The organism is Flavobacterium quisquiliarum (assembly GCF_019308285.1).
Lineage (GTDB): Bacteria > Bacteroidota > Bacteroidia > Flavobacteriales > Flavobacteriaceae > Flavobacterium > Flavobacterium quisquiliarum.
The window spans coordinates 48,486-59,636 of sequence record NZ_WWEM01000016.1 but is presented as its reverse complement, the minus strand read 5'-3'; the positions used below and the strand labels follow the sequence as shown (position 1 = coordinate 59,636).

At 34.8% G+C, this 11,151-nt stretch carries 6 protein-coding genes; 3 read left to right on the top strand and 3 right to left on the bottom strand.

Annotated elements, in window-relative coordinates; translation table 11 throughout:
* The 3 genes from GSY47_RS06380 to GSY47_RS06370 form a co-directional block, all read left to right on the top strand.
* Positions 1-1,394: leucine-rich repeat protein (locus tag GSY47_RS06380; RefSeq protein ID WP_219071193.1), on the top strand; the 1,394-nt coding region annotated here is incomplete at its 5' end.
* A 131-nt stretch (positions 1,395-1,525) separates the two neighbouring features.
* Positions 1,526-3,136: a hypothetical protein gene (locus GSY47_RS06375; protein WP_179002482.1), complete on the top strand. Its 1,611-nt coding sequence runs from the start codon at positions 1,526-1,528 to the stop codon at positions 3,134-3,136.
* A 379-nt stretch (positions 3,137-3,515) separates the two neighbouring features.
* Positions 3,516-4,391: a bifunctional helix-turn-helix transcriptional regulator/GNAT family N-acetyltransferase gene (locus tag GSY47_RS06370; protein WP_179002483.1), complete on the top strand. Its 876-nt coding sequence runs from the start codon at positions 3,516-3,518 to the stop codon at positions 4,389-4,391.
* Between the two features lie 96 nt (positions 4,392-4,487).
* Here GSY47_RS06370 and GSY47_RS06365 read toward each other — a convergent pair whose 3' ends face one another.
* The 3 genes from GSY47_RS06365 to GSY47_RS06355 all read right to left on the bottom strand — a co-directional run bounded on the left by GSY47_RS06365 (position 4,488) and on the right by GSY47_RS06355 (position 11,058).
* Positions 4,488-5,996: an aminotransferase class V-fold PLP-dependent enzyme gene (locus tag GSY47_RS06365; protein ID WP_179002484.1), complete on the bottom strand. Its 1,509-nt coding sequence runs from the start codon at positions 5,994-5,996 to the stop codon at positions 4,488-4,490.
* A gap of 13 nt (positions 5,997-6,009) precedes the next feature.
* Positions 6,010-8,016, bottom strand: coding sequence for a protein-disulfide reductase DsbD family protein (locus GSY47_RS06360; protein WP_179002485.1), 2,007 nt, complete (start codon positions 8,014-8,016; stop codon positions 6,010-6,012).
* A 249-nt stretch (positions 8,017-8,265) separates the two neighbouring features.
* A complete protein-coding gene (locus GSY47_RS06355) occupies positions 8,266-11,058 on the bottom strand; it encodes a M16 family metallopeptidase (RefSeq protein ID WP_179002486.1) in 2,793 nt (930 codons plus the stop codon).
* Positions 11,059-11,151: the final 93 nt, after the last annotated feature.

Genomic DNA, 11,151 nt, shown 5'->3' with positions numbered 1-11,151 from the left:
TACGAAAAACAATATTTGGACGTCAAAAACTTAAAGCGAATACTTTTATTGGCGGGGTTGCAAGAACTATTAATACTCCTGCCCTGCTTGCTGCTAAATTAAGCTTAAGTGCATCAAGAATCACGGACTTTAAAATTTTAGGAGATAATATACAGTGCAATATAACTGGTGGCAATTATTCAGTACCTCTGAATTGTTTTGCCAATAATACATCTGTAACATATTTTTATGACAATGAGGGTTTAGTCACTTTTATAGGAGGAGCGGCATTTTCTAACTGTTCTAATTTGACAGGGGTAAAGTTTAAAAACTGGACCTCCACAAATGGAGGCAACACGTTTAATAATTGTTTTAAATTACAAACCGTTGATTTTAGCTCGTTACAATCGATAACTCATGGTAATACTTTTTACAATTGCAGACTTCTTGAAAACAGCTGGTTTGATTGGACAAGCTTCACCGCTTTATCAGATGGGACTTTTACAGGATGTACAAATTTAACAGGCTCAATAACTCTGTTAATGTCTGGAACTCTTGGAGTCAATTGTTTTAAAGAAACAAAAATAACCTCTTTTGTTGCAAACAATATTACAACGATAAATTACGGGGCTTTTACATCCTGTACTTCATTAATGCATGTACAGGCAGATTCTGTAATTACAATAAACAGCATTGCAAGTAATTACCAGACATTTCAATTAGTTCCATGTACAACATATAATTTTCCTTCATTAATTAGCCTTGGCGAGTTGGCATTTAGTGAAAATACATTTATAGAAAGTTTTACTGCAGGCTCTTTAAAAACTTTAGGCGTTAGAGTTTTTGGTAATGCCAGTAAACTATCAGTTTGTAATATCCCAAATATTGAAAACATGGGAGCCAGTTGCTTTGCTAATTGTTATAGCCTTCCGAGTTTCTCAGATTCTAATTTTAATAAAGTAACTGTAATTTCGTCAAGTTTATTTGCAGGATGTATAAGTCCTTTGTTTACTCGGGTTGTGTTTAATAATGCAATTACCGCAGGCGATACTCCTTTTAATGGTTCTGTTAATTTAAAAGATATTATTCTGCCTAATCTTAAAACAGCTGGACAAGGATTGTTGTTTGGATTACGTGATGTAAGCAATGTAGATATAGCTAACCTTGAAACAATCGGTACTGGATTTATGAATAGTTTCGGTGTTAACTATAATGGATTATTTACTGTCAACATACCAAAAGTGACATCTTTTACTGGCTCTGCATCAGTTTTAAAAAGCATGTTCGCAAAAGCCCGCGCGGGAATAGTTATAAATGTAAACATAGCTATGTCAACAAATAATGCTGGTTCTCCTGATTTAGATCTGCAGTGGGCTGTTACAAATAAGTCAGCCATTATAAATTACATAATGTAAAAACATACTCAAAATCATTTCCTAACCAAACAATACTTCGAGGAAAAACTATTTCTAAATAGATTATCCAAAACTAAAACAAGAAATAGATAGGCAATTTATCTCAAAAAAATCTCAATTATTAACACAAAATGAACACAACCCACAACAGAATAAAAGTATCTGATCTAGAAAAAAATGATCCAGATAAAATTTTAAAAACAAATGCAAAAGGAGAATTAGAATTTAGTGACGCTTCCGAAGGAGGTTCACAGGATTTACAACAAACTTTAGAAAATGGTTCAGTAGCCGAGGGAAGCTCTATAGAATTAAGGGAAGGAGACTTATGGACTAAACTGGAAGCCAGTGCTATATCTGGAGGTCTGGATAATATGGGGTACGGTACAAATAAACTCCTTTTAGCAAGAAATAATCAACAATATGCTGTCTATAGATTTAATGAAGACAAGTTAGGTGGAGAATATATAATTGCTACTTTAGATGATATTCCTCCAATAGTTCCTGTATCTTCAACCGTTTCAGGAATTGTTGATAATACTTTATTACAAGAATTAGGCGGAGTAGACAAACTAATAAACGGAGTTAGAATAGGAAGGGGTAATGTAAATGGTTCAAGTAGCTTAGCAGTAGGATACAATGCATTATCCGTTAGCGAAACTGGAACTGTACGCAATACCGCTATTGGAACTAATACCTTAAATGTTTTAACTACAGGTAACGATAATACTGCTGTAGGTGCTTTTGCTACTAGATATTTAACGACAGGCAGTTATAATACGGCTTTAGGCTCTTATGCAGGAAGAGACATTACGACAGGCAATTATAATACTGCCTTGGGTTCTTATGCAGGAAGAAGTATAACCACAGGAGCTTATAACACAACAGTAGGATCGGTTGCAGGTTTAAATCTAACAACAGGAAATAATAACACAGTTATAGGTCATAATACTGGTAGAAACTTAACGATAGGAACAAATAATACCATAGTTGGAGCTTTATCTGGATTCTCATTTACTACAGCTTCTTATAATGTAGGGTTAGGTAGTTATACTTTATATAAAAATCAATTTGGATCTGCTAATGTTGCTATAGGAGAAAGTGCTTTAACAAATAATGTTGGCGTCGAGGGTAGCAGTATTTATGGATATAGGAGTGTCGCAATTGGTACAAGTTCAATGTTTAATAATACAATTGGCAATGGGGTCGCAATTGGCTGCTATTCCTTAAACAAGCAAACAACCGGTATTTGGAATATAGCATTAGGAGACCAAGCTGGTTCAGGAATCACAACTGGTTCCAGAAATGTCATTGTAGCAAGTACTGGTTTTGTAACAAGTGGCGGAGGAATCACTACAGGAGACGACAACATGATATTATCTCCCAATAATGGAAACACAACTGGCATAACAACCGGTAATGGTAATGTAATTATAGGAAAAACCACTGGATTATCTGCATCAGATTCGGGGTTAGTAATTTTAGCCAATGGTACAGGGACGGTAGCTATTAGAAAAAACACTAATAATGAGCTAATTGCTCCAAACTTAACTAACGACCTGATTACTTCAGGAGGTAATAAATCTCTTTTAACTAAAGAATATTTTGATTCTAAAATAGGTACAGTTGCGCCTGCATCTTCAGAAGCTACAGGAAATTCAGGAGATATCAGAGTCGCAGGAGACTATATTTATTGGTATGTTGCAGGTACCGGATGGTTACGTGCTTCTGGAACAACTTTTTAAAAATATAATCTTTCATATACAAGAATTTCATCTCCAATAATCAGTATCAAACTGGAAATTGCATACAAAACAATCATAATTATCATACTGACAAATTAGAATTAAAAGCCACCAGTCAAATCACAAAACACGAGGAAATACTTGTGGATTATAGAAAGCTAACCGAACTAATCGGTTTCATTCCTGATTTAAATTTTAAGGAAATTTTTTGATTTTTACTGAAATATACCTTTTTTTCATTCTTACTACAGAAAACCTTCACCATATACTGAAGTTTTTTTTTGATGCAATATTTTCAAGGTAAAGAATAATTCGAAATATAGTTGACAAAAGCAACTATTTTTCATATATTTGTATCTCAACAATACACTTAAATCTCATGAATACCTCGACTTCAAAAATCAGAAGTTTCAACCGCTTTTATACTGCACATCTCGATATTTTAAACCAGCATTATCTGGATAGTAATTATTCTTTGACTGAAGTCCGAATCTTATATGAAATCAGCGAAAGCGAAATCATAACCGCTCAAAAATTAACTGAGATTTTAAATCTAGACAAAGGTTATCTAAGCAGAATCCTGAAACGTTTTTTAAAAGAAAATTTAATCACTAGGGTTTCATCCAATGAAGACAAAAGAGCTTTTAATATCAAACTGAGCAATTCAGGGAATGATTTATTAAGTGCTTTAAACGATAAATCTGAAAAGCTAATCGAGAATAAAATTGAAAAACTGAATTTTACTGAAAAAGAAATGTTAGTCAGTTCTATGCAAAAGGTTAGAAATCTTTTGACAGAAAATAAAATAGAACGCCATGAGATTTCATATCGCCATTCAATTAATCCAGGCGATATTGGATACATCATCTATCTTCACGGTTATATTTACGGAAATGAATCTAATTTTTCTACTGATTTTGAAAAATATGTAATCAAGACTTTTTATCATTTTCTGGAAAATTACGATTCTGAAAATGACCGAATCTGGATGGCAGAATACAATAACAAAATTGTAGGATTCGTAGCAATTCAGCATCAGCCGGAAAATGAAGCGCAACTGAGATGGTTTTTACTTGATCCTGCTTTTAGAGGACTTGGAATCGGCAAAAAACTCTTAACTGATGCAGTAGCTTTTTGTCGAGAGAAGAAATTTAAAAATGTATTCCTGCTTACAACCAATCTTCAAAATAAAGCACTCGAAATGTATAAGCTAGCAGGTTTTGAACTTACATCATCTGAAGAAGTAACGGAATAGGGAAAAACGTTTAATGAGGAACGTTATGATTTAAAACTGTAATAAAAAAAGAACCTCCAAAATCAACTGACTTTTGGAGGTTTATTTTTTTTGTTTTTAATCTAACGAAAACCACTCCTTCACATCTTCCTCAATAGTTTCTTTTATCAGAAGATGATCAAACTCATTGGTTACAGGATTGTATTGATAATCTTTCTGCCATTCTTCAATATTTATAACAACTTCTTTAACTGAATTACAAATAAATAAAAACTCTTCATTTTTCATTGTTGGATGAAGTGAAACCCTAACCCAACCTGGTTTTTCGGTTAAGTTTTTCTGAAGGATTCCGTTTGTAATTGCCGCTGATTTTTCTTCATCAATATTTAAAAGATAATGAGCATAAGTACTGGCACAAGACCAACCACCGCGAACTTGAATTCCAAAACGGTCATTTAAAAGCCTTACCATCAAATTGTAATGAATATTTTCAATCGTAAACGAAACACAGCCAATTCTTTCGGTTTCTAAATCTCCTAAAATGATTAAACCTTTTATTTTCTGTAATTCAGAAAAACAAAGGTGCAGGAGTTCTGTTTCTCTATTTTTCATTTTTTCGACCCCCATTTTGTCTTTTAATTCGAGACATAAAGCCGTTCTCATGACCTGCAGAAATCCTGGAGTTCCACCATCTTCTTTGACTTCAATAGCATCACTGTAATGATATTCTCCCCACGGATTGGTACATTTTACATTTCCTCCGCCTGGATTATCTGGAAAATTAGATTGATATAGTTTTTCATCGAAAACCAAAATACCGCAGGTTCCAGGCCCTCCCAAAAATTTATGAGGCGAAAAGAAAATGGCATCTAATTGCTGTTCTGGATCTTTTGGATGCATATCAATTTTTACATAAGGTGCTGAAGCCGCAAAATCAACAAAACAGTATCCACCATTTTGATGCATTATTTTAGCCAGTTCATGATATGGTGTAATAATTCCCGTTACGTTTGAACAAGCGGTAAACGAACCAATTTTAAGTCTTCTATTTTTATATTTTTTAAGTTCTTCTGATAGTATTTTTGGATCAACCAAATTGTTTTGGCCGCAAGGCAACACGACAACGTCGGCAATGGTTTCGTACCAAGGCACCTGATTGGAATGATGTTCCATGTGTGTGATAAAAACTACTGGTCTTTCCTCATCATAATTGAGTTTTACGCTGTAGATATTGTCTTCAGAAAGCAGTCCCATAATACGCTGCAGCTTGTTTAAAGCTGCTGTCATTCCGGTTCCGGTTGCGACTAAACAATCTGACTCTGATGCATTAACATGTTTTTTAATTAACTGTCTCGCATATTGATACGCATATGTTGATGCTTTCCCTGTCTGGCTGGAAAAAGAATGGGTATTGGCAATCATGGGACCAATTTTTCGCAGCATAATATCTTCAATTGGAAAATACAATCTGCCGCTGGCAATCCAATCGGCGTATAGTAAATTTTGATGTCCGTAAATCGATTCGAACCTGTGATTTACTCCTATTGTGTTTTCTCTAAACTCAGAGAAATAATTTTCCAATTCGCTTGGTTTTGTTTTCAAAATAGTATCCATTTCGTTTATCATTTCTTAAAATGGTTTATTTTTTAAAGTTTTTAATCCCGCTTTGCAGCCAATTGTAATATTCTTCTATATCAGGATTGTATGCAGAAGTCTCCGTTAAAGAATTACTGTTATGATCTACAATTACATAAAATGGCTGCGCATTTGCTTTATAGGTTTTAATCTGTAAATCGCTCCATTTATTGCCAATGGTTTTAATCTTTTTTCCTGTAGTTTCAGAAACAAATTGTTCGTTTTCTGGAAGTTCTTTTTTGTCATCCACATAAAGCGAGATCAGCACCACATCGTTGTTTAAAACGCCTAAAACTTTAGGATCAGACCAAACCAATTCTTCCATTTTTCGGCAGTTTACGCAGGCATATCCTGTGAAATCCAATAAAACAGGTTTTCCCTCTTTTTTTGCATATTCCATCCCTTTCTCATAATCATGAAAAGTGATAATGTTCTGCGGGCCGTGCTCTGCTCCTTCTGGCAATGAACCTGTGATTTTTAATTCTGAATTACCAGAAACACCCAATCCATTTGGAGATTCGCTGTACTGCATTGGAGGAGGAAATCCGCTGATTAATTTTAAAGGCGCTCCCCAAAGCCCCGGAATTAAATAAATGGTAAAACTTAAAACAAGCAATCCAAAACCTAATCTCCCGACAGAAATATGATTTAAAGGCGAATCATGTGGCAGTGTAATTTTTCCGAATAAGTAAAAAGCCAACATACCAAAAACCGCGATCCAGATCGCTAAGAAAGTTTCTCTTTCTAACCAATGCAATTGCAGCACTAAATCGGCATTTGATAAAAATTTAAACGCTAAAGCCAATTCCAAAAACCCTAAAACAACTTTAACGGTATTCAACCATCCACCAGATTTTGGTAGTGCATTTAGCCAGCCTGGAAAAGCGGCAAATAAGGAGAACGGTAATGCAATAGCAATTGAAAATCCTAACATTCCCACAATTGGAGCGATTCCGCCTTTTGAAGCCGCTTCAACCAGCAAAGTTCCTACAATTGGTCCTGTACATGAAAATGATACGATGGCTAAAGCCAAAGCCATAAAGAAAATTCCAATCAGTCCCCCTCTATCAGCTTGTGAATCGACTTTGTTAGCTAATGCATTTGGAAGCATGATTTCGAAAGCACCTAAAAAGGAACAAGCAAAAACAACTAATAAAATAAAGAAAATCAGATTGAACCAGACATTTGTTGAAAGTGCATTTAATGAATCGGCACCAAAAACTGCTGTTACAATTGACCCCAATAAAACATAAATAATTACAATTGAAAAGCCATAAATCATCGCATTTCTAATTCCTGCTGCTTTGGTTTTACTCTGTTTTGTAAAATAACTTACCGTCATTGGAATCATTGGGAAAACACAAGGTGTCAGTAAAGCTGCAAAACCTGATAAAAAAGCAATAATAAAAATGCTTAGCAAACCTCTTTTTTCATTTTTCTTTGGAGTTTCGGCCGTTACCATTTTTTCAGTTTTATCAACCGCTTTTACCAAAGTTACTTCTTCGGTAATTACTGAATCCTTCTCTACTACTGAAGTTTCTTCAACAGCTGTTTTCTTTTCTGCGGGAATTTTAAAGGCTAATTCTTCTGTTGTCGGCGGTAAGCAGTTGCTGTCATCACAGACCATGAATTCTACTTCTCCGTCAATGTTCGAAACACCTTCTGAAGTCAGTTTTATCTTCTGCGTAAAAAGTGCCTTATCTTCAAAATATTTAATTTTAATATCGAAGATTTTATCAACAACCTCATGTCCTTTTTCTTCAGTTGTTTTTCCGATAAGCTCGAACTTTTTATTCGTATTTTTAAAGGTAAAAGCAGTTCTTGAAGGTCCGCCTTCTTCAATATATTGTCCGTATAAATGCCAGCCAGATTGTATCACGGCTTTGGCTTTTAAAACATATTCTTTATCTGATACTTTTTCTACTGATGTTGACCACTTTACGGGATTGTACATTTGGGCAAACATACTCCCCGAAAGAAGTAGCAGTACTATAATAATGCTATTTTTCATTGTTTTTTTTGAATTTGATTTAAAAAAAAGAGCTGCTTGCCGACAGCTCTTGAAAGTCTTTCCTATAAAATTTGGCTTACTAATTCAGATTTTAAAATGAAGTATTTGGAAGACTTTTTTTTAGTATTCAGTAGTCAGTTTTTTAGTGATCAGTTTGAATACGAAGATTTCAACTTTGTCAAAGTTTAAAACTTTGACAAAGCTTTTAACGGTGAACAAACTGACCACTAAAAACCTGAACACTGACCACTATTTCAACGGATTTCCGCTTTGGTCAAGAGAACCTGATTTAATAATGATCATTTTATCAAGCTTAACATACTTTTTGATAGCGTCATTTACCTGCTGTAAAGTCGCTTTTTCAATGTCTTTTGGATACTGATCAATGTAGTTTGGCTCCAATCCTCTTTCCATAAAACTTAAAATTGTTCTTGCCATTCCGCTTGTAGTGGACATTCCAACTTTAAAACTTCCAATTAAATTGGTTTTCTTATTTTCCAACTCTTCTGCCGTGATTCCATCTTTTAGCCATTTATCTACCTGAACCATTGTCGCATCAAGCCCTTTTTGGAATAAATTTGGATTAAAAGATGCATTTACAAACCAGTAACCACCCGTTTCAATATTTCCTCCAATTCCAGATGAAATGTTATATGTTAATCCATCATTATCACGAACTGTCTGCATTAAGCGTCCTGCAAAACCAGCACCAAGAGTATAGTTTCCAATGAAGAACGGAATGTAATCGGCATCTGCCCTTTTTAAACCTGTAAACTGCCCGATGAATAATTCCGCACTTGGTTTTTCAGGTATACTAACTACTTCTGTTTTTGAAGCTGTTTTTGAAGCTTCTTCAAATTTCAATTTTTCTGAAACTCCCCCATTCCAGTTTTTGAATGATTTTTTTAGTGATGCATTTAAATTGGCTCCGTCTGTATCTCCCACAATTACCAGACGCATTGAAACTGGTCCAAAATATTTTTTGTGGAAAGCTTTTACTTCATCAAGCGTTGCATTTTTAATATTAGCAATATTATCTTCAACATTTAAACTATAATTCGGATTTGTCTTAGGATAAATTGCTTGAGATAAGGCTATACCGCCCCTTTCTCCTGGATCATTTAAATTCTGCTGTGTATTCCCAATAAACTGCTGTTTTAAATTTTCGAATTCTTTAGCATCAAACAACGGATTTCTCAACTCTTCAGCCAATAATGCTACAACTTGATCCAAATCTTTTTTCAGGCATTTAAATCCGATATTGATTTTAAATGTAGAAGCGTTTACGTTTAAAGTAACTCCTAATTTTTGAAGTTTTTCTGAGAACTTAAATTTGTCGTTCAGCGTTGTTCCTTTTGACAGCATCGAAGCCGTTAAAGCTGGAATAATATTATTTTTAGTTTCACTCGCATAATTTCCTAATGAAATACTCGCTGCAACAGTAACAAAATCCTTAGCAGAAGTTTTTACTGAAACTACATCTATTCCTGCAACTTTTTCTCTTTTATAAGCTGACGCAGATTTCTCAATTACTTTATCATTAAAAGTAATTGCAGCATTATTTTTTTGTTCTGCTAAAACAGCTTTTACTTCACTTTCTTCATGAATATGTCCTTCTTCTGAATGTCTGTAATAAAACGGACCGTTCTCTGGCATAAAATTACCAGCCTGTGTTGCTTCTTTTTTCTGTGAACCAGTTTGTTTTGGAATAAAATAACCTGTTGTACTTTGGTCTTCAACCAGATATTTATTAGCTACACGAAGGACATCTGCCGGAGTAACTTTTTTCAATCTGTCAACTCCTGTAACATAATCTGTCCAGTCTCCTGCCGCAATAGCTTCATTTAGAGCTGAAGCAATAACTCCCGAACCGTCGCGAGCTAAAACAGTTTGTGCGCTAATTTTTGCCACTACACGATTTACCTCATCCTGAGTTACGCCCTCTTTCTGGATTTTTGCCACAACCTCGCTGATTTTAGCATCAATGTCTTCATGTTTTGAAGCTGCTGGAAATCCTACTCCAATTGTAAATAGTCCCACCTCTTTAAACTCTGTTGCGCTTGCATAAGAATAAATTCCTAAACGGGTATCTACAAAAGTTTTGTTTAAAATAGCTGATGGACCATTACCAATAATCTGTGCCAAAATTCCCAGAGCTGGAAGATCTTCATGTAAAGCACCGGGAATTTTGTAAGCTTTATTTACGACACCCAGTTCTCCTGGTTTTCTAACTACAATCTTGCGCGGACCGTACTGCTGTGGTTCTTCTGTGTAAGGCTGAGGCATTACATGCGGTGCTTTTGTAATTTTTCCGAAATATTTTTCGATTAATTCAAAAACATTTTCTTTTCTGAAATCCCCAATAATGGTTAACGTAGCATTGTCTGGCCAGTAATAGGTATTATAGAAATTTTTTAAAACTTCAATCGGTGCTTTTTCAATATCCGATTTCCAACCAATTGTAGAATGATGATACGGATGTGCAATATAAGCCGAAGCCCAGATTTCCTTATCCAATAAACTGTTCGGATTGTTCTCGCCTCGTTCAAATTCGTTGCGCACTACCGTCATTTCAGCTTCTTTATCTTCTTTGGTTAATAAAGAATTACGCATTCTGTCGGCTTCAATCTGCAGTGCTAGTTCGATTTTATCACTTGGCAGTGTTTCAAAATAATTAGTACGATCGTACCAAGTTGTAGCATTTAACTGAGCTCCTGTATTCTGAAGGACATCAGTAATTGTATTTCCATTTTTTTTATTGAAAGTTGGAGTTCCTTTAAACATTAAATGTTCTAAAAGGTGTGTTGATCCTGTGTTTCCTAACACTTCATGTTTAGACCCTACTCGGTACACAATCTGTACCGTTGCAACTGGTGAAGCATTATCTTGTAAAAGAAGTACGCTCATTCCATTTGGCTGGTATAAATATTCTTCAATTCCACCTAATTCTTTGATTTTCTTAAAATTAACCGATTTATTCTGCGCTGAAATTAGGGTGCAGAAAGCCAGTGAGCAATAGCCCAGAAAGATGTATTTTTTCATTTTTTTGTGATTGAGATATTATTAGAGTGTTCAGTTTTTCAGTATTTAGTGTTCAGTCTAACTCCAGAATTGAAAACTTTGACCGAAACGAGA

What these genes read in the sequence shown, in the direction of transcription:
- GSY47_RS06365 (WP_179002484.1), bottom strand. Translation starts at nt 5,996, where the DNA reads ATGATAAACGAAATGGATACTATTTTGAAAACAAAACCAAGCGAATTG.
- GSY47_RS06355 (WP_179002486.1), bottom strand. Translation starts at nt 11,058, where the DNA reads ATGAAAAAATACATCTTTCTGGGCTATTGCTCACTGGCTTTCTGCACC.
- GSY47_RS06375 (WP_179002482.1), top strand. Translation starts at nt 1,526, where the DNA reads ATGAACACAACCCACAACAGAATAAAAGTATCTGATCTAGAAAAAAAT.
- GSY47_RS06370 (WP_179002483.1), top strand. Translation starts at nt 3,516, where the DNA reads ATGAATACCTCGACTTCAAAAATCAGAAGTTTCAACCGCTTTTATACT.
- GSY47_RS06360 (WP_179002485.1), bottom strand. Translation starts at nt 8,016, where the DNA reads ATGAAAAATAGCATTATTATAGTACTGCTACTTCTTTCGGGGAGTATG.